At 57.6% G+C, this 21,482-nt stretch carries 19 protein-coding genes; 3 read left to right on the plus strand and 16 right to left on the minus strand.

What is annotated here, in order from left to right; genetic code table 11:
• Positions 1-25: 25 nt before the first annotated feature.
• Positions 26-2,278: a GTP diphosphokinase gene (relA, locus tag KUV22_RS04880; protein ID WP_222228967.1), complete on the minus strand. Its 2,253-nt coding sequence runs from the start codon at positions 2,276-2,278 to the stop codon at positions 26-28.
• A 28-nt stretch (positions 2,279-2,306) separates the two neighbouring features.
• A complete protein-coding gene (cysM, locus tag KUV22_RS04885; protein WP_222228969.1) occupies positions 2,307-3,215 on the minus strand; it encodes a cysteine synthase CysM in 909 nt (302 codons plus the stop codon).
• Positions 3,216-3,402: 187 nt separating this feature from the next.
• Between cysM and KUV22_RS04890 the strand changes: the two genes are divergently transcribed.
• Positions 3,403-6,288: a response regulator gene (locus KUV22_RS04890; RefSeq protein WP_261319179.1), complete on the plus strand. Its 2,886-nt coding sequence runs from the start codon at positions 3,403-3,405 to the stop codon at positions 6,286-6,288.
• A 12-nt stretch (positions 6,289-6,300) separates the two neighbouring features.
• On the opposite strand, the gene recO is transcribed toward KUV22_RS04890, so the two are convergent.
• The 7 genes from recO to KUV22_RS04925 form a co-directional block, all read right to left on the minus strand.
• Complete coding sequence (gene recO, locus KUV22_RS04895; protein WP_315856911.1) at positions 6,301-7,080, minus strand: DNA repair protein RecO; 780 nt, start codon at positions 7,078-7,080, stop codon at positions 6,301-6,303.
• Between the two features lie 17 nt (positions 7,081-7,097).
• On the minus strand, positions 7,098-8,009 hold the full coding sequence (gene era / locus KUV22_RS04900; protein ID WP_224917026.1) for a GTPase Era: 912 nt from the start codon (positions 8,007-8,009) through the stop codon (positions 7,098-7,100).
• Positions 8,010-8,080: 71 nt separating this feature from the next.
• Complete coding sequence (rnc, locus tag KUV22_RS04905) at positions 8,081-8,761, minus strand: ribonuclease III (RefSeq protein WP_222228973.1); 681 nt, start codon at positions 8,759-8,761, stop codon at positions 8,081-8,083.
• A gap of 3 nt (positions 8,762-8,764) precedes the next feature.
• On the minus strand, positions 8,765-9,217 hold the full coding sequence (locus KUV22_RS04910; RefSeq protein ID WP_222228975.1) for a DUF4845 domain-containing protein: 453 nt from the start codon (positions 9,215-9,217) through the stop codon (positions 8,765-8,767).
• A 68-nt stretch (positions 9,218-9,285) separates the two neighbouring features.
• On the minus strand, positions 9,286-10,053 hold the full coding sequence (gene lepB / locus KUV22_RS04915) for a signal peptidase I (protein WP_222228977.1): 768 nt from the start codon (positions 10,051-10,053) through the stop codon (positions 9,286-9,288).
• Between the two features lie 103 nt (positions 10,054-10,156).
• Positions 10,157-11,962 (minus strand): translation elongation factor 4, encoded by a 1,806-nt coding sequence (lepA, locus tag KUV22_RS04920; RefSeq protein WP_222228979.1) that lies wholly within the window; start codon positions 11,960-11,962, stop codon positions 10,157-10,159.
• A 177-nt stretch (positions 11,963-12,139) separates the two neighbouring features.
• Positions 12,140-13,540: a DegQ family serine endoprotease gene (locus KUV22_RS04925; protein WP_222228981.1), complete on the minus strand. Its 1,401-nt coding sequence runs from the start codon at positions 13,538-13,540 to the stop codon at positions 12,140-12,142.
• A gap of 202 nt (positions 13,541-13,742) precedes the next feature.
• Here KUV22_RS04925 and mpaA point away from each other — a divergent pair, with 202 nt between their 5' ends.
• A complete protein-coding gene (mpaA, locus tag KUV22_RS04930; RefSeq protein ID WP_222228983.1) occupies positions 13,743-14,489 on the plus strand; it encodes a murein tripeptide amidase MpaA in 747 nt (248 codons plus the stop codon).
• A 27-nt stretch (positions 14,490-14,516) separates the two neighbouring features.
• Here mpaA and ycjG read toward each other — a convergent pair whose 3' ends face one another.
• From ycjG to rpoE, 5 genes are all read right to left on the minus strand, one after another.
• A complete protein-coding gene (ycjG, locus tag KUV22_RS04935; protein ID WP_222228985.1) occupies positions 14,517-15,497 on the minus strand; it encodes an L-Ala-D/L-Glu epimerase in 981 nt (326 codons plus the stop codon).
• A 193-nt stretch (positions 15,498-15,690) separates the two neighbouring features.
• Entirely contained in the window at positions 15,691-16,164 is a 474-nt protein-coding gene (locus KUV22_RS04940) for a SoxR reducing system RseC family protein (RefSeq protein WP_222228987.1), read from the minus strand.
• Positions 16,165-16,201: 37 nt separating this feature from the next.
• Positions 16,202-17,203, minus strand: coding sequence for a MucB/RseB C-terminal domain-containing protein (locus KUV22_RS04945; RefSeq protein ID WP_222228989.1), 1,002 nt, complete (start codon positions 17,201-17,203; stop codon positions 16,202-16,204).
• A gap of 52 nt (positions 17,204-17,255) precedes the next feature.
• Positions 17,256-17,951 (minus strand): sigma-E factor negative regulatory protein, encoded by a 696-nt coding sequence (locus KUV22_RS04950; protein ID WP_222228991.1) that lies wholly within the window; start codon positions 17,949-17,951, stop codon positions 17,256-17,258.
• Between the two features lie 239 nt (positions 17,952-18,190).
• The gene (gene rpoE, locus KUV22_RS04955) at positions 18,191-18,805 is read right to left on the minus strand and encodes an RNA polymerase sigma factor RpoE (RefSeq protein WP_010132909.1); all 615 of its coding nucleotides are present in this window, start codon (positions 18,803-18,805) and stop codon (positions 18,191-18,193) included.
• 180 nt (positions 18,806-18,985) lie between these two features.
• On the opposite strand from rpoE, the gene nadB reads away from it, so the two are divergent.
• The gene (gene nadB / locus KUV22_RS04960; RefSeq protein WP_222228994.1) at positions 18,986-20,620 is read left to right on the plus strand and encodes an L-aspartate oxidase; all 1,635 of its coding nucleotides are present in this window, start codon (positions 18,986-18,988) and stop codon (positions 20,618-20,620) included.
• A 41-nt stretch (positions 20,621-20,661) separates the two neighbouring features.
• Here nadB and KUV22_RS17475 read toward each other — a convergent pair whose 3' ends face one another.
• The gene (locus tag KUV22_RS17475) at positions 20,662-21,195 is read right to left on the minus strand and encodes a protein YgfX (RefSeq protein WP_315857503.1); all 534 of its coding nucleotides are present in this window, start codon (positions 21,193-21,195) and stop codon (positions 20,662-20,664) included.
• Positions 21,155-21,400 (minus strand): FAD assembly factor SdhE, encoded by a 246-nt coding sequence (locus tag KUV22_RS04970; protein WP_077404522.1) that lies wholly within the window; start codon positions 21,398-21,400, stop codon positions 21,155-21,157. Before KUV22_RS04970 ends, KUV22_RS17475 begins: the two co-directional genes overlap by 41 nt.
• Positions 21,401-21,482: the final 82 nt, after the last annotated feature.

Raw genomic sequence — 21,482 nt, forward strand, 5'->3', positions numbered from 1 at the left:
AGATATTCAGGATGAGCAGGCGTTATCAGTGCAATATGCGCCGTTTCGCTGAAGCGATATTCGGCAACTGGTTAATACGGTGCAATACCTGGCTCAATTCTTCAAAGTTATGGATTTCCGCGGTAATCACCATATCCACAGTGTGCTTGTTTTTGTTGGAGTGGGTCTGCATTGCCGTAATATTGATACGCTGACTATCCAGCATGGTGGTGACATCCCGCAACAGACCGTGTCGGTCGTAGGCTTCCACCATAATTTCTACGGCATAAACTTCCGTGGGCTTTTCCGACCATTCCACCTGCAGAATCCGCTCAGGCTCATCCGCCTGCATACGCAGCATATTCGCGCAGTCTTTACGGTGAATGGAAACGCCGCGGCCAAGGGTGATGTACCCCATGATCTCGTCGCCCGGCAGCGGATTACAGCAACCGGCGATATGGGTCATCAGGTTGCCCACACCATCAATATAGACATCCGCCTGCCCCTCGCGCGCAACCGGTGCCGTCAGCGAGAGGACCGGTTCGTCCTGCTCCACTTTGACCATGCGCTGCGCGGCATTCAAAACCTGGCCCACACCAATATCCCCCGCCCCGACGGCCGCATACAGGTCGTCCAGCGAGTGCATATTGAGTTTCTGCGCCAACTTTTCGTAGTCAAAGTCCGGGAGTGCTAGCTGCTTGAATTCACCATCAAGGATTGAGCGGCCTTCCGCGACATTCTGATCTCGCGCTTGCTGCTTGAACCAGTGAATTACCTTGGCGCGGGCACGGGATGTGGTGATATAGCCCATGCTGCGCGAGATCCAGTCGCGACTGGGTGACTCCCGCTTGCCCGTGAGAATTTCCACCTGATTGGCCGTCTGCAGTTCGTGGTTGAGCGGCACAATGCGCCCGTCCACCTTGGCGCCACGGCAGCGGTGACCGATCTCGGTGTGAATACGGTAGGCGAAGTCGAGGGGCGTCGCCCCCTTGGGCAGGTCCACCACATGTCCATCTGGTGTGAAAACATAGATGCGCGTATCTACATCGCTGGCCTGCAGGTCGTCCTGCAGGGGATTGCCCCCCACCTCTTCGTGCCAGTCCAATACCTGACGCAACCAGGAAATTTTTTGCTCGTAGCCGTCTTGCCCTTCCAACTGGCCCGATTTTTTATCGGTACCCTTATAACGCCAGTGCGCACAAACCCCGTACTCCGCCTCTTCGTGCATGGCGAAAGTCCGAATCTGGACTTCGAGCACTTTGCGATCCGGGCCAATTACCGCGGTGTGCAGGGAGCGGTAGCCATTTTCTTTGGGTGAGGCAATGTAATCATCGAATTCATTGGGGATGTTTCGCCACAGGTTGTGGACGATACCCAGAACCGCATAGCAATCGCGCACGGTAGGGACGAGAATGCGCACCGCGCGGATATCGTAAACTTGCGAGAACCCGATATTTTTCCGGCGCATTTTCCGCCAGATACTGTAGATGTGCTTTGCACGCCCAAATACTTCGCCGTCGATATCCGCCTTGTGCAGCTCGTTGCGCAACAGGCTGAGTACATCGTCGATATACTCCTGTCGCGCCAGCCGCTTTTCGTCCAGCAGGCGCGCAATCTGCATATAGTCATCGGGTTCGAGGTAGCGAAATGCCAGGTCCTCAAGCTCCCACTTGATATGACCAATACCCAGGCGGTGCGCCAGCGGTGCATAGACATCGGCCACTTCCCGGGCAACCCGGCGCCGTTTGGCTTCATCTGTGTTTTTTGCCGCGCGAATGGCGCAGGTGCGCTCCGCAAGCTTGATTAGCGCAACCCGTACATCGTCAACCAGCGCGACCAGCATCCTGCGGATATTTTCTGAATGCTCTTCGACCGCACCGCTCTGATTTTCTTCACCAGTATCGGCACTGCGGCTGCGAATCACCGCCATGCGCAATACGCCGCGAATAAGTTTGGCGACGGTCTCGCCCATTTCCGCTTCAACGGTTTTCAGCGGCAAGCGCTTTTCTCGCACTGCGCGATACAGCATGGCCGCGCACAGGGCCTCGCCGTCAATTTGCAGATCCGCGAGGATTTCCACCATTTCCAGGCCGGTAAGGAAACTGCTCGCGCCTTCCGCCCAGATGTTCTCCGCTTCGATGGCCCGCTGTTCCGCGTCCTCACTCATCTCCACAGCTTTGCGCAGACTGACGACGGTACCGCCATCGAGCTGGGCCATGGACTGAATGTGGCGAAGCCACGCCTCCCGGTCCAGGGTGCCGTCAGCTAAGCGCGGATAATTTTTTCTAACCTGTACCAATGGTCTAAACTCGCGATCAAAATCATGTTTACTGGTCGGCGTTAAACAGACCCGAGGAGAGGTAGCGATCGCCGCGATCACAAATAATCGCCACGATGGTGGCATTTTCCACTTCGGCAGAGAGTCGCAATGCCCCGACAACGGCGCCACCGGAGGATACTCCGCAAAAAATACCTTCTTCACGAGCCAGTCGGCGGGTCATGGTTTCCGCCTCCGCCTGACCAACATCCATCACCCGGTCAACTTCCTGCGGGACAAATATTTTAGGCAAATAAGCCTGAGGCCAGCGGCGAATACCTGGAATCGCAGAACCTTCGGTCGGCTGCAAGCCAACAATTTGAATATCCGGATTCTGCTGCTTGAGATAGCGGCCACACCCCATAATGGTGCCGGTGGTGCCCATGGAAGAAACAAAGTGCGTTATCCGGCCGCCGGTCTGTCTCCAGATCTCCGGGCCAGTGCTATCAATATGCGCCTGCGGGTTGTCCAGGTTGGAGAATTGATCCAGTACCAATCCCTGGCCTTCGGCTTGCATTTGTAATGCCAGATCGCGCGCGCCTTCCATGCCCTGTTCAGAAGTAACAAGAATCAACTCTGCTCCGTAGGCCGCCATTGCAGCCTTGCGCTCATCGGTAGCACTTTCGGGCATGATAAGGATAAGTCGATAGCCTTTAATTGCGGCTGCCATCGCCAATGCGATACCCGTATTGCCACTGGTAGCCTCAATCAGGGTATCGCCGGGACGAATCTGTCCCCGGGCCTCAGCGCGGGTGATCATGGAAAGCGCCGGGCGATCTTTTACCGACCCAGCTGGATTATTGCCTTCCAGTTTCAGCAGTAGAGTATTGCTGGTCTGCCCCGGAATACGCTGCAAGCGCACCAGTGGAGTGTTACCAACACAATCGGCAATCGTCGGGTAATCCGTCGGAAAATCCATCGTTACTACAGGTCCATCGGCCTAGGCGGGCGCTCATTCTACCTCCGAGCCGGCGACACTGCGAATCGAGCAAGGGCGTGCCACAGATTTCCAGCTGCTGAAAGCGTGAAATGGGGCTGGCTTCTACCGTCAGCAAGGGTAGAATCGGACAAAAATAACACAATACGCATTAGCGCAGTCAGGCAACATGGTTCAATCCCGCTCCTCTGACCCTTCATTCAGCCCTAAGATGTCGCCGTCAGGTGCCGCATCCAGGCGACGCCGCCTATCGCTACGCGCCCTGCTGTTCCGCTACGCGATGACCCCAGCACTTCTTCTGACCATTCTGCTGTGCCTGCTGTTTACTCTGCAGCAGGCGGGAGACCGCCGGGACCTGCTACTGAGTCACGGCCGCGCTAGCGCAGAGACTCTGGTGGAGCTGATCCACCTGAGCGGTGAACACTCCTTCGAAGAGCGTATCGAGTGGCTCGATAAGAGCCTGATGGCACTGATGCTCGAGCGCGGCATGATTCGCTCGGTGCAACTCTACCGTGCTGATCTCAACCCGCAGGGTGCAGAAGAATTTAAGCTCATCTCCAGCGTCGGCCCGCGTCCACGAACAGTGTTCTCAGCCAGTGAGCTGCGCGGCAAACATGCACATATATACGAGGACCTGAATAGCTTGCACGTGATGCAGCCCCTGATTGGCGAAAACGCCAACTGCTGGCTGAGTATCGAATTACACCGCCCCTACTTCCTGGTGGGCACCTATCAAGTGGCTCTGGTCGGTCTGATCGGGCTAATCCTGTGCAGTCTGGTTGCACTGGTCTGGGCGGCTGCCATCGCCGAACGTGCATCACACAGCCTTGAGCGCTTCAAGCGCACCTTGCAATCCATTGGCAGCGGGAACTTCATGACCCAAGTCCCCAATTCCAGAAACCTCGAGCTACATCAATTGGGTGAAGAAATTGGGCACATGGCCCGCAACCTCTCGGAATACCAGAGGGACTACCAGGAGGGCTTGCACCAGACCATGGAGGACCTGCGTCAGTCGCTGGACTCAATGGAAGAGCAAAATATCGGGCTGGAGATGGCCCGCAAAAAAGCCGAGGAAAACAGTCGGGTGAAGTCCACCTTCCTCGCCAACACCAGCCACGAAATTCGCACCCCGCTCAACGGTATCATCGGGTTTACCAACCTGTTGCTGAAAACTGAGGTTGACCAGCTACAGCAGGATTATCTGCAGACCATCTTGCGGTCATCGGAGAACCTGCTGACATCCATTAACGACATTCTGGATTTCTCGCGTATCGAGTCCGGCAATCTGGTGCTCGATCACAGCCCCATGAATTTGGGCCAGGTTCTTGAAGAGACACTGCAGATCCTCGCGCCTTACGGTTATGAACATAATCTGGAACTGGTGCCGTTCGTCGACCCGCAGCTGCCGCCATCTCAAATCGGCGACCCCCTGCGTATCAAGCAAATCCTGACCAACCTGGTGAGCCTCGCCATCCGCAGCTCTGAAAATGGCAGCATTCCGGTGCGTATCGAAGTGCTCAGTGGCAAAGAATCCGAACTGATGGTGCGCATCACGATCACCGACAACGGTGCGCGCGGCGACGAACAGCGTCGCCGTGAAATGCGCCTCCTGCTCACCAGTGCGACCGCGCAACACCAGCTTTCAAATAGCGGGATGGGGCTCGGCATTGCGCGTAACCTGGTGCAATCCATGGGCGGGGAAATCGGTCTCGAAGACAATGATCAGGGCAGTTGCAGCTACTGGATTCAACTGCCCCTCACCATCGACCGCAATCGGGTCGCAGTTACCCGGGAGCAGTTCCCCGGGTGCCGCCTGCTGCTCGTGGACCCCAACCCCATCACCCGTACACAGATCTACCAACAGCTCAGCCATTGGCGGGCGGCTCCCCTTGAGCACAATGACGGAGAGAGCCTGGTACCCGCCGTGGAGCAGATGTGGCGCCACGACGCCCTTCCCGATGGACTGATTATCGATACCGCCCTTGCCGGCGACGATTTCGAAGGCTTTATCAGTACTGTGCAACAGCTGGTCGATACCTACCAATGTCGAGTGATCGTGCAAGGATCTCCAGTGGACTTGCGACGCTGCTACGATGCATTGCGCACCCGAGTATTGGCCTTCCTTGCCAAACCGGTAAGCCGCGATGGTCTGCTCCGCGCACTGAAGCGCACGGTTCCGCAACAGGCGCAGTCTCGCCCGCAAACCGGCAATTACCCAGCCCTGCCCTGGCCCACGCAACCCAGAGTGCTGGTGGTCGACGACTACGAACCCAATCGAAAGCTGATGAGCGAACTGCTGCGCGCGCAGCATATTGAGGCGTTGATCGCCGGCTCCGGCGAAGAGGCGCTCCAGCAGTGGCAAAGTCAGCATTTCGATATGATCTTTATGGATATCCAGATGCCCGGGCTGGACGGTATCGCCACCACACAACGGATCCGCGAGCGGGAATCCGGCCGCCGCACCCCCATCATCGCCCTCACAGCCCATGTAGGCACCGAGGAGAAATCTCGCCTGCTCAGTGCCGGGCTTGACGATTACCTGAGCAAGCCGGTCAGCGAGACACAGCTGACACACACCGTAAAGCGCTGGATGGAAGTAAGCAGCACGACTGCACCAGACACCAAAACCGCAGCGGTGGAACCGCGCCTGGTCGATATCGGCGAAAGTTTGAATCTCGCCAATCAGGATGCGGGCCTCGCGCGCGACCTGCTGCGCATGCTGCTGAAAGGCCTGCACGAAGACGAGCAGGAGCTCGCCCGTCTGGCACAGAGTGAGGATTACAAAGGACTATTTGAGCGCACTCACCGCCTGCATGGTGGTTGCTGCTATTGCGGCGTGCCACGCCTGCGCAACGCCACCGGACAACTGCAGGAACTGCTGCGCCCCGTTCAGGAGTGCGACTCAGCAAGTGCAGCGCAGGAGCTGGATGGCAGCACCTTTAAAACGGCATATGAACTGGTGAAAAAAGAGATTCGCGGCCTGCGCGATTGGGGTGCCGATCAGGATCTGGAAGCGCTGTTTGGTATCGAATGCGAAGAAGCTGAAACTCACTGACGCATCTCTGCGCTATTCCACAGAATACACCTGGCGGAATAGCTCGCGGCTTTTCATCGGGCGGTTGCCGAGCAAGGGGCTGAGCAACAATCGTGTAAGCCGCTTGGCTTCCATCAGCACTTCCGCCGATAGTGTTTCAGGGAAGGCGTGCTCATCAGACGCGGCTTCACCGCCGAGCAATTGGGCCATCGCCAGCAGATGACGGCCGAAGAAGTCCGCCCCGCGCGGCAAATACCCTGGCGGGATCGCCACAGGTACAAAGCCGTCTTCCTGCGTCAATCGATACACAGAGTCTGGGCTTATCGGCGCACCTTCGATAGAGCTATAGCCCAACTCGGGGCAACTACCTAGTGCATGCAGCAGCTGTAATTCAAATACTCGCAGTGGCATCTCCAGCTCACTGCTGCTGTCGCCCGATAACTGCGCAAGCCACTCCAGCAGACGCTGATAAGCCGCAAACACCGCAACCAGACTTTCCCCTTCCGGCAATAAGCGCAACAACAGCTCATTGGCATAGAGTCCGCCATAAACCGCGCGCCCTTTTAGCCACAATGGCTGGCCGGCACTTTCCACTGGCCCAAGGGTTTTCAGGTCTCGGCGCCCGAGCAAGGTAACCAGAAGGGGGGCAAACGGCTGTAACGCCCGTTGGCGCCGCTGCTTGTCGCGGCGTGCACCCTTGGCGATACAGGCAATCCGCCCGTACTCGGGCGTGAGTAAATCCAGAATTAAACTGGAATCCCGGAACGGACGGGAATGCAAAATATAGGCGGGTTGCGGGGGGAGCTGCTGCACGCCGATGGGCCAGACGTTTACTGTTTGTCCACGTAGCCGAGACTGCGCAGCGCGCGCTCGTCGTCGGACCAACCGGACTTAACCTTGACCCAAAGATTCAGCATCACCTTGCTGTCGAACAGACGCTCCATATCCACGCGCGCCTGCTGGCCGATTTGTTTAATACGCTCACCCTTGGTACCAATCAGAATACGCTTCTGACCATTCCGCTCGACCAGAATTGCAGCACTGATATGCAGTACCTTGCCCTCCTGGCTGAACTCTTCTACCTCAACGGTAACCGCATACGGGATTTCCGCACCCAGCTGACGCATAACTTTCTCACGTACAATTTCTGCCGCGAGAAAACGGGAGCTGCGGTCGGTGATTTGATCCTCTTCGAAGAAGTGCATGCCCTCAGGCAAGCGCTCAACAATCACATCTTCCAGAGACTGGAGATTAGAGGTGCGCAGGGCGGAAATGGGCACTATCTCGGCCTCGGGGAAGCGCTCGGCCAACGCCTGCAGCTGCGGCAGCACCGCGTTCTTGTCCTGCAGCTGGTCGACCTTGTTCACCGCAACAATCAAAGGGCACTTGAGGCCACGCAGCTTTTGCGCCACCAATTCATCACCTTCCGTCCATTTCGCTGGCTCTACCACAAACACCACCACGTCCACATCGCGGGTCGAACTGATCGCCGCGCGGTTCATATAGCGGTTAATTGCCTTTTCTTCCCCCGCGTGCAATCCCGGGGTATCCACGAAAATAATCTGGTTAGGGCCCTCGGTTTTGATCCCCAGCATGTTGTGGCGCGTCGTCTGCGGTTTGCGCGAAGTGATACAAATCTTTTGCCCCAGCAAATGGTTCAGCAAGGTGGATTTGCCCACATTCGGGCGGCCGACAATGGCTACATAGCCACAGCGGGAAGTTTGGGTATTGGGTTCGCTCAAGGGGGTCTCCGAGCCGGTCGAGCCCGCCTGCATCCGCAGGTCGGGCAAAATGTCAGATGGGGATTATAGGGTCAGCCCTGCCCGGTCAGTTGGGCATAGGCTTCTGCGGCGGCGGATTTCTCCGCGGCACGGCGATTGCTGGCAACACCTTTTACCGGTGCAGCCAGGCCAGATACCCGACACTCCACGATAAACTGCTGGGAGTGCTCCTCACCAGCTACTTCCACGACTTGGTATTCGGGTAACGGTTTGTGACGTGCCTGCAGCCACTCCTGCAGCCGGGTTTTGGGGTCTTTGGCGGTTTCCAGAGAAAGACTCTGCAAGCGCGGGGCAAACCAGGCCAGAACCCGTTCACGGGCCGCTTCCAGTCCCGAATCCAGATATATCGCGCCGATAATGGCCTCTACCGCGTCGGCGAGAATGGACGCGCGGCGATGGCCACCACTCTTCATTTCTCCCTCGCCCAGTCGCAAGCACTCACCAAGCTCCAGCTCGCGCGCGACCTTTGCCAGGGTCTCGCCGCTCACCAACTGAGCGCGCAAGCGGCTCATCTGGCCTTCACGGCCTTCGGGGAATTTTTCGTACAGGGCCGCACTTATGGTAAACCCGAGAATCGAGTCGCCCAGAAACTCCAGGCGCTCATTGTTGCGGCTGCCAAGGGAGCGGTGCGTCAGCGCCAGGTCCAATAGCTCTTGGTTAGTAAATTGGTAGCCTAGGCGGCCACTCAGTCGTTGCAGATGGAGGTCTGTCACCGGTTAGTAGTCATCTCGCTTGCGAAACTGCTCAAGGTCCACAAGCGGCTCACAGCACAGCTCGGGCTTGGCAGTATTCAGTTGTTTGTTAAATTTCATTACCACGTCCACATTCTGGAACAGTGGCTGGCGCAGCTCGTAATTGATACTGACCAAAGTGCTATCGGCACCACGGATGATCTTTACCGAGTCAGTCGGCTCACCGCGCACATTATTGATGGTGAAAAAGCGGTCCAGCTCGCGCTTGATTTCAGTGTTACTCATCTCGCGAACGCCGCTGTTTTTGGCCAAGGAGTGCAAACCCTCTTCCACAAAATGCGCATCCACATAGGCCGGGCCCATTTTGGATACCACGGTCAGTCCAAAGCCAAATACGGCAATGACGGCCAACCAGCCCCAGTAACTCATGCCCCGCTGCTTTGCCAAAGCACGTGAAAATTGTGTGTTTAATGCCATGCTGACCTACCTGTTGTTATCGTTGTTGTCACTGAACCGCGAGCCGCCACTGAAACGGGAGCGACCAGTCAGTCGATCCCACCAACCCGGCTAAAGCTGGGCAGGCTTAGTAGTTTGTCCCAATGCATCCAGATTGCAAAGGCCTTGCCGACAATGTCTTTCTCCGGCACAAAGCCCCACTTGCGGCTATCCAGACTGTTGTCACGGTTGTCACCCATCATGAAGTAGTAACCTTCCGGCACGGTAACGGTGCGAATATTGCCGTATGGGCCCGGGCGTTGCTGCTTGGCGGCCAGGTGGCGGTGACCGTCGAGGGTCTCCCACATCAGCTCACGTCCAGGGTTTTGCGTATCAAATCGGATAAATTCCTGCGGCATCGCTTCGCCGTTCACATACAGCTGGTTATTTTCCACCCGAATTTCATCCCCCGGTAAACCCACCACACGCTTGATGTAGTAGGTCTCATTCATGTGCGGAGGGAAGAACACCATCACGTCGCCACGCTTGGGCTCACCGATATCCACCACTTTGGTGCGGCTCACTGGCAGGCGCAAACCATAGGCGTACTTGTTGACCAGGATAAAGTCCCCGACTTCCAGCGTCGGATCCATGGACGCAGAAGGGATCTGGAAAGGCTCCACCACGAAGGAGCGGAGTACAAACACGATCGCCAACACAGGGAAAAACGACTTGGCGTATTCAACAACTACCGGTTCCTGCACCGGCTGCCCCTTGGCCGCTTTGCGCCCCCGCGCCAGAAACAGTGCATCAAACAGCCAGATCACCCCTGTCACCACAACCAGCAACAGCAAAATAAGGGGGAAATTGATATCCATTCAGTTGTCTCTTTCCGACTATTTTTTATCAGATACGGCCAGGGAAGACACTATGTACCCCACCCCAGCCGCTTTATTTCAGATTTATCCGTAACGCGCTCGATCAGTTATCAACCTTGAGCACCGCAAGGAATGCATCCTGCGGAACTTCGACTTTACCCAGCTGCTTCATGCGGCGTTTACCCGCTTTCTGTTTCTCCAACAGCTTCTTCTTACGGGTCACGTCACCACCATAACACTTCGCGGTTACGTTCTTGCGCAGTGCTTTTACCGTGGTACGAGCGACTACCTGACCACCGATAGCCGCCTGAATCGCCACATCAAACATCTGACGTGGAATCAACTCTTTCATTTTCTCAGCCAGGGCGCGGCCACGCTGCTGGGCGTTGTCCCGGTGCAAAATCACCGCCAGAGCGTCCACCCGCTCACCGTTGATCAGGATATCAAGACGTACCAGTTTTGCCGGGTCAAAGCGCACAAAGTTGTAATCCAGGGAAGCAAAGCCGCGGCTTACAGACTTGAGGCGGTCGAAGAAGTCCATCACCACTTCGCTCATCGGTAGTTCATAGCGCAGGGAAACCTGCCCACCCACATACTGCATATCGCTCTGGATACCGCGCTTTTCCACGCACAGCGTAATCACGTTACCCAGGTAATCCTGCGGAACCAGGATGTTGGCTTCAACGATCGGCTCGCGCATTTCCTCGATCATACCCAGATCCGGCATACGCGAGGGGTTATCCATGGTCATGGTTTCGCCGTTGGTGAGTTCCACTTCGTACACCACAGTAGGTGCAGTGGTAATCAGGTCGAGGTTGTACTCACGTTCCAGGCGCTCCTGGATGATTTCCATGTGCAGCATACCGAGGAAGCCACAGCGGAAGCCAAAGCCCAGTGCGTCCGAGGTTTCCGGCTCGTAAAACAGGGAAGCATCGTTCAGGGAGAGCTTGTCCAGCGCGTCGCGGAAGGCTTCATAGTCGTCAGAGCTTACCGGGAACAGACCGGCGTAAACCTGCGGCTTCACCTTTTGGAAGCCCGGCAGCATCTCAACCGTCTCAGCCTCTTTAGCGTGCGTCAGGGTGTCACCAACAGGCGCACCGTGAATGTCCTTGATGCCGGCCACCACAAAGCCCACCTCACCGGCCTTGAGCTCACCGGTTTCCTTGCGCTTGGGGGTAAATACACCGACGCTATCGACCACATGGGCACGGCCGATAGACTTGGTAACAATCTTGTCTTTGTTCTTCAGGGTGCCCTGCACCACGCGCACCAGAGACACGACGCCCAGGTAGCTATCGAACCAGGAATCGATAATCAGTGCCTGCAACGGCGCTTCCACGTCACCTTCCGGTGGCGGTACCAGACGCACCAGATCTTCCAGCACGTCTTCAATACCGAGGCCCGACTTGGCGCTGCAACGCGTCGCCTCGGTGGCATCGATACCGATAATGTCTTCGATCTCTTCCGCGACCTTTTCCGGCTCCGCCTGAGGCAGGTCCATCTTGTTCAGAACAGGGATCACTTCCAGACCCTGCTCGATGGCGGTGTAACAGTTGGCGACGGATTGCGCCTCTACGCCCTGGGCCGCGTCCACTACCAGCAATGCGCCTTCACAGGCGGCCAGCGAGCGGGAAACCTCATAGGAGAAATCCACGTGCCCTGGGGTATCAATAAAGTTCAGCTGGTAGGTTTTGCCGTCACGGGCCTTGTAGTCCAGAGTAACGCTCTGGGCCTTAATGGTAATGCCCCGCTCCCGCTCGATATCCATGCTATCGAGTACCTGTGCCGCCATCTCACGGTCGCTCAGGCCACCGCAGACCTGGATAAAGCGGTCTGCCAGAGTGGATTTGCCGTGGTCGATATGGGCAATAATGGAAAAGTTGCGGATATGGGAGAGATCAGTGGCCACTGCGAGGATAAAACCTTTTAAAAATCAGTGAGTTAATGAGCGGACCGGGCCGCGTTGTGGGCGCAAGTCTAACAGGTTGCGCAAAAAGTGCATCCAATCTGTCTGCAACCCTCGAAACAACTGGGCTCGGCGCCGTATCACGACGCCGAGCCCATGTACTCACTGGCTTTGCTGGCTTCAGCTTTCTTCGATCTGAATGGTACGGAAGGTCGGCTGGCCACCGCGGAAGAAGCGGATCGGCAACAACTCGCCTTTCGGTAGCTTCTTCACCACCTTGTCGTAGTCATTGAGCGATTCCACCTGTTCGAATCCCAGCTGGGCGATGATGTCGCCGCTGCGCAGGCCCGCATTGGCACCGGCCTTGCCCGGCACAACCTGCTTCACCAGCACGCCATTCTCTACGCCGAGTCGCTGTTTAAGGTTGTCGGGGATGTCTTCAACCACCAACCCCAGTACCCCGCCAACATCGCTTGAGCTGGTCACACTGGACTGCGCGAAGCCTTCGTCGTCACCGGGCAGCGCGCCAACGCGTACCGACAGTTTGCGCTCCTTGCCCTCGCGCATCAGAAGTACCGGCACTTCGGCGCCCGGGCGGGTGCGGCCGACAACATGTGGCAGATCACCCTGAGATACGATTTTCTGGCCGTCGAAGCGGGTGATGATATCGCCCACCTGGATACCAGCCTTTTCCGCTGGAGAGCCGGCTTCTAACTGGCCAACCAGAGCACCCGCCGGCTTGCCCAGCCCCATGGCCTTGGCGAGTTTGCGATCCACATCCTGGATACCCACACCCAGCCAACCGCGATCCACGCGACCTTTCTCTTTCAGCTGGGCAACCACATCTTGCGCGAGGCTCGCAGGGATCGCGAAAGACAGGCCAATGGAACCGCCGCTGCGGGTGTAGATCTGCGAGTTGATACCAACCACTTCACCCTCCAGGTTGAACAGCGGGCCACCGGAGTTACCCGGGTTAATCGCCACGTCGGTCTGGATGAACGGCACGTAGTTTTCGCGACTTTCATTGGGGATACTGCGGCCCATGGCACTCACGATGCCCGCACTGGCGGAGTAGTCCAGGCCAAACGGGGAGCCGATGGCAACCACCCACTCACCAACCTTGATGCCTTCGGAGTCACCCCAGCGCACCACGGGCAGGTCATCGCCTTCCACTTTGAGCAGCGCCAGGTCTGAGCGCGGGTCGGTACCCACCACCTTGGCCTCGAATTCACGGCGGTCGGTCAGGGTAATGCGCACTTCGTCGGCACCATCTACCACGTGATTATTGGTGACCACGTAGCCATCTTCAGAAATGATAAATCCGGACCCCATGCTTGCCACCGGGCGCTGTTGGCGCTGACGGGGTTCCAGCAGATGGCGAAATATATCCGGAATGTCTTGTTGATAGCGCGGAGGGATCGAGTTGCGGGATGCGCGATTGCGCTCCACGGTGTTGATTTTCACCACCGCCGGGGAGTTCTGTTCAATCAGATCTGTCAGCTCCGGCAGTCCGCGTGCAAACGCCGAAGTGGAAAATAACAAGCAAAGCACGAGAAGGAATTGCGAACAGCGTGCAACCATATATATCACCCCTGATAAGCCCTTTTACTAATATGTCAAAACATCATTTAGATTTGGCAGCCGCTTGGTTATCACTTGGTGTTATCCAGATGGCTTCCAAAATGGCGGGTATCGACTGATGAAACCCGCCATAACACCCTCTTAGTTCGGTGTTGCGTTAAAAAGTTCGCATTCTTTAGTGTAAATCAGTGTTAAGGATTGCATGAGCACCCAGAAACTGCCGGTTCACAAACATCCTGCCCCGACGCAACTGCGTCCGCGTCCGCAGCGTGGCCAATTCCACTCAGAGCGGCAGCGGTATGGGGAATCGGTGCTGGGCGCGCCGCTCTACTACTTTCCGGCAGAAGTGCGCGATGAACACTCGGGAATCGTGATGGCTGGCACGCACGGAGACGAAGTGACCGCGGTGGTCACACTCTCCTGCGCACTGCGCGCGCTGGAAGCGGGACTGCGGCGCCACCATGTCATACTGGCGGTCAACCCAGACGGCTGCCAGCTTGGCACCCGCTGCAACGCCCACGGCGTCGACCTGAATCGCAACTTTGCCACCATTAACTGGCAACCCAACGGCACCGTATATCGCTGGAACAACGCGGCGGAAGAGCGCGATGTATTCCTCTCCACCGGTGAGCGGCCTGGATCAGAACCGGAAACCCAGGCACTTTGCCGGTTAGTCAGGGAATTAGACCCGGCCTGGATCGTTTCTATCCACGAGCCACTGGCCTGTGTCGAAGACCCCTTGCAGAGCCCCCTCGGGCACTGGCTAGCGGAACGTATCGAGCTGCCACTTGTGTGTGAACTTGGCTACCAGACCCCGGGATCCTTCGGTACCTGGTGCGCCGAACACCAGCATCCCTGTATCACCCTGGAGTTCCCGCCCATTTCCACCGATGCAGCGACTGAGGACTACCTGCAGGTGATGACAGATTTGCTCTGCTACCAGCCTTGAAACCTCACCTGCAGCGCGACACGCGCCTCAGGTCCAGTACACCCTTCCGTGAAAGAACTGCAACGGGTCGACATCCTTTGCCAGCCAGGTAGGACCATCCAGGTCCACAAACCGCGCCCCCTGCCCCAGCGGCCAGGCTGCGCGAATTGCGCGTGAGGTACACAGCATGCAGCCCAGCATGACCTCAAACCCATGGCTGCGCGCAGCATCTGCGAGGAGCAGCGCCTCCCAGAGTCCGCCCGTTTTATCCAGTTTGATATTGACCATCTCATACAGCCCCGTGAGCCGCGGTAAGTCTGCCCGGGTGTGACAACTCTCGTCGGCACAGATGGGGATGGGATGGGTAAAATTTGCGAGGGCGCGGTCATCCCCCGCAGGCAGCGGTTGCTCCAGCATGGACACTCCCTGCTTCGCAAGCGCATCACACAGAGCGGGCAAGCCATCGGCGGACCAGGCCTCATTGGCATCGATCACCAGCTCACAGCCGGGCGCAGCGGCGCGCACCGCCGCCACTCTTTCCAGCACCTGCTTATGGTCAAGCTTGAGCTTGAGTACGGTGACACCGGACTGTTCCGCGGCACTCGCCGCCTCCGCCATCTCGTCCGGGCCGGCAATCACGAGGGTTTGCACGGTAGGCAAAGACTCAGGCCCGGCAAAATTCTGACGGTGCCTTTTCTCTGCCCAGTTGGCCATCGCACAATCTACCGCATTGCGCGCCGCCCCCGCAGGCATAACTTCCTGCAACTGGCTGCGCGAAATTCCCTGGCGCAACGCCGGCAACACCGAAGTGATTTCTGCCAACACAGATTCCAAGCTTTCTCCATAGCGGGGATATGGTGTGCACTCGCCAACGCCAGAAACTCCCTCCGCTTCAACTTCCACCACAACCACCCGGGCCTCGCTGCGAGCTCCTCGGGAAATCACAAAGGTGGTTTTTAATGGCCAACTCTCCGCGTAGCAGCGGCCTTCGAAGGCTTGAACCCGGTCAGCTTCCCTTTGCCCTGCCATCCCTATCTCCTCTTATTGGTATCCGTCATGCCCGGAGCGGGCCGGCCAATGGGTCACCTTCAGTGTAGAAACAGTTCGTGAGATAGCAGGGAAAAGCCCGCTTGAACCAGCGAGAAATCTGCGAAGAATTGAGGAAAACCCAGAGAACAGTGAGAAACGGACCGGCGCGTGCTAAGCGAGCCCTCGGGCGCGCTCAGCTGACCGAGGTAACAGGAATTGCGCAGGGATTGCGCTGTTCTCGACGTAGATACAGGGGCTCCAGCGCCGCATCGCCGCGGCGCAGGTAACTGTATGTGCGAATCGCCAGGGCGCCGGCAAACAAACCGAGCAGTGCACCGGCTATCGCCAGCGGCTCAGAGCCCAACGCCTGCCCAGCCAACGCGCCGGCAACCAAAAGTACCAGCGGCACCAGATAAACCACCAGCGCGCTACTTGCCAGCACACGCTCACCAATCCCAATCACCACGGTGTCGTGCAGCTGGACCGCCTGAGATTCTGCAGGAGGAAGTTGTACACGCACACGGGATGCGCTTGCCCAGAAGTCTCCAAGCAAGCCGGTGCCGCATCCGGACTTTGCCGCACAGCCATGGCAACCACTGCGCTGAACGGTTTCTACCCAAATCGCGTCGCCGTCAACGGCGACCACTTTTCCGCGCTCTTCGATCATGCCGTGCCTTACCGTACTATCCGCCCAACCCGCGCCGTCAGTTTGCCTCGGTGACCGCTTTGGCCACCAATTGCGCGGTATTGTCGGGGATTTCGCCCACCACTGTCACGGTATAACGTGCGCCATTGACATCGATATGATCCATGTAAGCCACGGTGGCGCCGCGCACGGCGCGCCCCTTGTAGTTCATTTCCGGCAGCTGCTGCACAAACACGGTGAATGTACTCAGGCCGTCACTAAATACCAGCATTTGCCCATCGCTTAGCGCCTGCACGGCAACCGGTTTAAAACCGCTGGGGGCCCAACCGAGACGCCAGCGACTTTCCACATTCGCGCATTTTGCCGCTTCGGCACCGGTAGTTGGCTCTGTCGACGGGGTCTGAGGCTTCAACTCATCATCGGTTACCGGCGTCAGATCCAGTTCGACAAACTGAAAGCGCTCGAGAACCCGTCCCGCCGGGGCAATCAGCATGGACTTCAGTGGCAGGCCGGTTTCCTTGTCGACACTGATCACCATCCCGAAGCGGTGCAGATCCCGGGGGCGAGCCTCAAGCACAATCGCCTCGCGGTCGGCGACGCGCTCTTCTCCGCGGATTAAAAACGCATAATTGGACTGAACATTTTGCAGCCCGGCAGCACTCAGCAGGCCGGAACGGGGAAATACGCTGCCGCTGGGGCGACACTGATCGTCTCCGCTACGGGTCACCTTCTCGCGAGGACTGCCGGTCAGATAGCGAATACGCTCGACCTGCTCGCCATCGCGAATACCGTGCACGACTTCCAGGGTTTCCATGGAGCCCACATGCTCAAAGGTTACCAACCCTCGATACTCCAGGTTGGCGACCGCCTGTGCCAGCCGCGCCAGCAACACACGGGTTGCTTCACTCGCCGTGGCGTCACGGGCATCTTGCGGGATCTCTTGATTGTCCGCAGGCGCGCTGCCCTGGGCGAAGGCCAGTGGCGAGGCAAATAGTAAAAAAGCCAACAGTGAACTGTTGGCTTTGCGAAGGGTAAGAAAAATCAGTTTTGCCATGGTCATGCTTTGTTTCGCTCAACAACGAGACAACCGGAGGCTCCTCCGGCAGCCGCCATTACTCCGATGGGCGCTCCCCATAGGTTGCCCGAGCATGGGGAACCATACCCTGGCTACCAATACGAGCAGCCTGCTCTGAGTGCTCAACCATTACTCGATTCAAATGTCGCATCAGCTCTGGCGTGGGCACAACCTGCACCTGAGGGGCCGGGCCAACCCGCTGCTCGGGTACCAGCTGTGGCGCGGTACTTACCGCCCGCGTATTCAATGTTGGGGTCAAAAATCTACTGGGTTGCGGACTGGTAGTCACTGGCTGGGGCTGGGGAGCCTCGACTTCCGCAACCAGGTCACCCTGCACTTGCGGGGCCTGCATCTGTTGCACACCCAAAATGGCGGCAAATGCGACGGTTGCAGCCACGGCGCCGCGGGAGAGTGGACGCCACCACCGGCTACTCGCCACGCCATTACCTGCATCGTTCGCCGAAGCCTGCTGTGCAGATTCCAGCGACGGTTCGTCGGCAATCGCTGCGGAAATACTCGCGGCGAGCCCCATATCCACCGGCGCCACCTTTTCACCACGCATCACGCTGGCGGCCAACTGGTAGCGAGACCAGCGGTGACCCAACTCACCGTCTGAAGCACCATTGGCGTCAGACTCTTTGAGCAAGCGCTGAATTTCCAGCTCGTTGGCCTCGCCATCCATTAATGCGGATAGCGATTCATTCAGGCGCTGTTGATGACTCCCGTGGGACATACGGGTAAACCCTCTTCTCAGTGCAATTCTTTGGGCGCTAGTTCACACCCTGTTTGTTAATACGTCAGACCCGGGCTTCGCAAAAAAGTTTTACCTAGCAGACAAATTTTGTGTGAATTCGTCGATATTTTTACCTGTCGTCCCGGTCAGGCTCTGGATTTAGGCCAGAAACCTCTCGACAAGCTATCCCGATAAAACAAAATAGATTAAAAAATAACCACTCGCCCAATTCAGCCAAGCTAGCTGCGCCCGTCAACGGACTCCGGCTCACCAGCCATGGTCGCTTGAACTGCGCGATCAATGGCCTCACGCGCGCGGAAAATGCGCGAGCGCACGGTGCCCACCGGGCACCCCATGACTTCGGCGATTTCCTCGTAGCTCAACCCCTCCATCTCGCGCAGGGTAACAGCCGAGCGCAGATCTTCCGGTAGCTCGCGGATCGCCTGGTGCACCGCCGCTTCCAGTTGATCACGGAACAGCTGGTTCTCTGGCGTTTCGTTATCCCGCAGCAAATCGGCGCCGGAATAGAATTCGGCGTCCTCCAGATCCACATCCGATGAAGGGGGACGGCGACTGCGAGAAACGAGGTGGTTTTTGGCGGTATTAATCGCGATGCGGTACATCCAGGTATAAAAGGCACTCTCCCCACGGAAATTGCCCAGGGCCCGGTAAGCCTTGATAAAAGCTTCCTGCACCACGTCATGCACTTCGGCGTGATCGTTGATATAGCGGCTAACCACCGCCATGATTTTGTGTTGGTACTTCAACACCAACAGGTCGAAGGCTCGCTTGTCGCCTTTCTGTACCCGTTCTACCAGCTGGCGATCACTTGGTGACGCCTGTTGCCCTGTCATCCCCTACTCCAAACCGCGGCCCAGACACTTTGCAGCGCCTCAGCCATGCTTTTTCTATTGAGTCCAAGACACCAAATTTTGGTCATAAGTTCCTGACAAATCGGTAATTTTTCAAGATGGCGTATACTACGCGCCCCCTGAGACGAATAAAACTCCACAAGAGAGAAGGCAAACGGACCCGTGAATCCTAACGAGAACAGCTACAGCGAGAACAATTACGACGTGCTAGTTGTAGGCAGTGGTGCCGCCGGCTTAACCCTGGCGCTTCACCTCGCTGCACGCCACCGCGTGGCGCTGCTTTCCAAACAGCGCCTGCAAGATGGCTCCACCTGGTTCGCCCAGGGCGGCATCGCAGGCGTACTGGACGAGGCCGACTCTGTAGACGCGCATATAGCGGATACATTAGATGCAGGAGCAGGACTCTGCCACCCCGACGCGGTTCGCTTCACCGTGGAAAACAGCCGCGACGCCGTTCACTGGCTCATTAATCAGGGCGTAGATTTCACCCGCGAAGAAGATGGTGAATACCACCTGACCAAAGAGGGTGGCCACAGCCACCGGCGTATTATTCACAGCGCCGACGCCACCGGACAGGCGGTACACAGCACCCTGCTTGAGCGCGTGCGCAACACGCCGAACATTGACTGCTTTGAACACCATATTGCCCTTGACCTGATCCGCCAGCCGGACCCCAAGACCGGTCGCTTCCGCTGCGGCGGATGTTATGTACACAACAAAGAAACGGAAGAGGTTGAGGTGTTCCAGGGGCGCGCGGTGGTGCTCGCCACTGGCGGTGCGTCCAAAGCCTACCTTTATACCAGCAATCCCGATGGCGCCAGCGGCGATGGTATCGCCATGGCCTGGCGTGCCGGATGCCGGGTTGCGAACATGGAATTCAACCAGTTCCACCCCACTTGCCTGTACCACCCCAAAGCCAAGTCCATGCTCATCACCGAGGCCCTGCGCGGTGAGGGCGCACACTTAAAGCTGCCCAGTGGCGAGCGCTTTATGGATCGCTTCGACAAGCGCGGCGAACTGGCCCCACGGGATATCGTGGCCCGCGCCATCGACCACGAGATGAAACGGCTGGGTGCCGATTGCCTGTATCTGGACATTTCGCACAAGGACCCGGACTTTGTGCGCGAGCACTTTCCCACCGTATACAAGAGCTGCCTCGAATACGGTATCGATATAACCCGCGAGGCCATTCCGGTGGTTCCCGCGGCGCACTATACCTGCGGCGGTGTGATGGTCGACGAGCACGGCCGTACGGATCTGGATCAGCTTTACGCGATTGGCGAGACCACTTTTACCGGCCTGCACGGCGCCAACCGCCTGGCCAGCAACTCACTGCTCGAGTGTGTGGTTTACGCGCGCTCAGCGGCCATGCATATCGACAGCTCCATCGACGAGGTCGCCCCACCGCGCGAGGCACTGGCCTGGGATGCTTCGCGGGTAACCGACTCCGATGAGGACGTGGTGATCTCGCACAACTGGGATGAGTTGCGCCGCTTTATGTGGGACTTTGTCGGTATCGTGCGGACCCGCAAGCGCCTGCTGCGGGCGGAGCACCGGGTAAAACTGTTGCAGCAGGAAATCAGGGAGTTCTATGCGAATTACCGAATTACCAGCGACCTGATTGAACTGCGCAACCTGGCAGTAGTATCTGAGCTGATTATCCGCTCTGCGCTGGATCGCCGGGAAAGCCGTGGACTGCACTACTCGCTGGACTATCCGGGACTGCGGGAACTGGCTATGGATACCATTCTGGTACCGGAGAACTTTGCCGACCAGCGGCACTTTATTGGCCCGTGATTTCCGCTAATAAACTCGCGCGAAATGGCACAAGAGCGACATCAACGCGAGTAACGCAAGGCGACTAATAGCCGCCGCCACTCATCTGCAGTGGCGGCATCTCGCGCCAGCACCAGGCGCAAACGGCGCCCCTCAACATCTTTGCCGTTAATTACGATCAACCAGCGCCACAAGGTCAGCTCGCCGACAAAGCGAAACTCCCGTCGCGCTCCGCCCTTCACCTGCCAATACCAGCGCCGCTCGGCGGTAGATAGCCGACCAACCGAAGCGCCAAGTCGACGCCATTCAAATACGCCGTAAAGCAAGGCCACAGGTATGAGCGCATAAACCACTAACCAGGGAAGGCGAGAAACAAATAACAGGAGAGTACTCTGGGCAAGAATCAGCAGAAGGCACAGGCGGAGTAGACGTGACGGTACAAGGTCACAGGTGAGGCGCGCCGCGCGCGCGTCACCCCTACCACCGCGGGCGTGGGTGCTTGCGGGAGATTTCCCGGAGCAGGCAGCGCGCGTATCCCCCGGATTATTCCTGGAGTTACTCCTGGAGACCGGTATTGTCGCGGATGATCTGGACAATCTTCTTCAGCTCGGGGTCTTGCGGATCTTCTCGACGCAGGAACCAGGCAAACAAGTCCTGATCCTGTTCATCCAGCAATTTGATATATCGCTGCTTATCGTCCTCAGAGAGGGTGTCATACACATTCTCCAGAAACGGCAGCAACACCAAATCCAGCTCTAACATGCCGCGACGGCTGGCCCAAAACAGGCGGTTGCGATCCATACTTCGTTCTCAAGCCACAATTCAAAGTGCGCGCAGTATAGCGGTAGTTGAAATCCAACCGCAAAACCCCCAATTATGAGAT

The organism is Microbulbifer agarilyticus (assembly GCF_019800665.1).
GTDB classification, from domain to species: domain Bacteria; phylum Pseudomonadota; class Gammaproteobacteria; order Pseudomonadales; family Cellvibrionaceae; genus Microbulbifer; species Microbulbifer agarilyticus_C.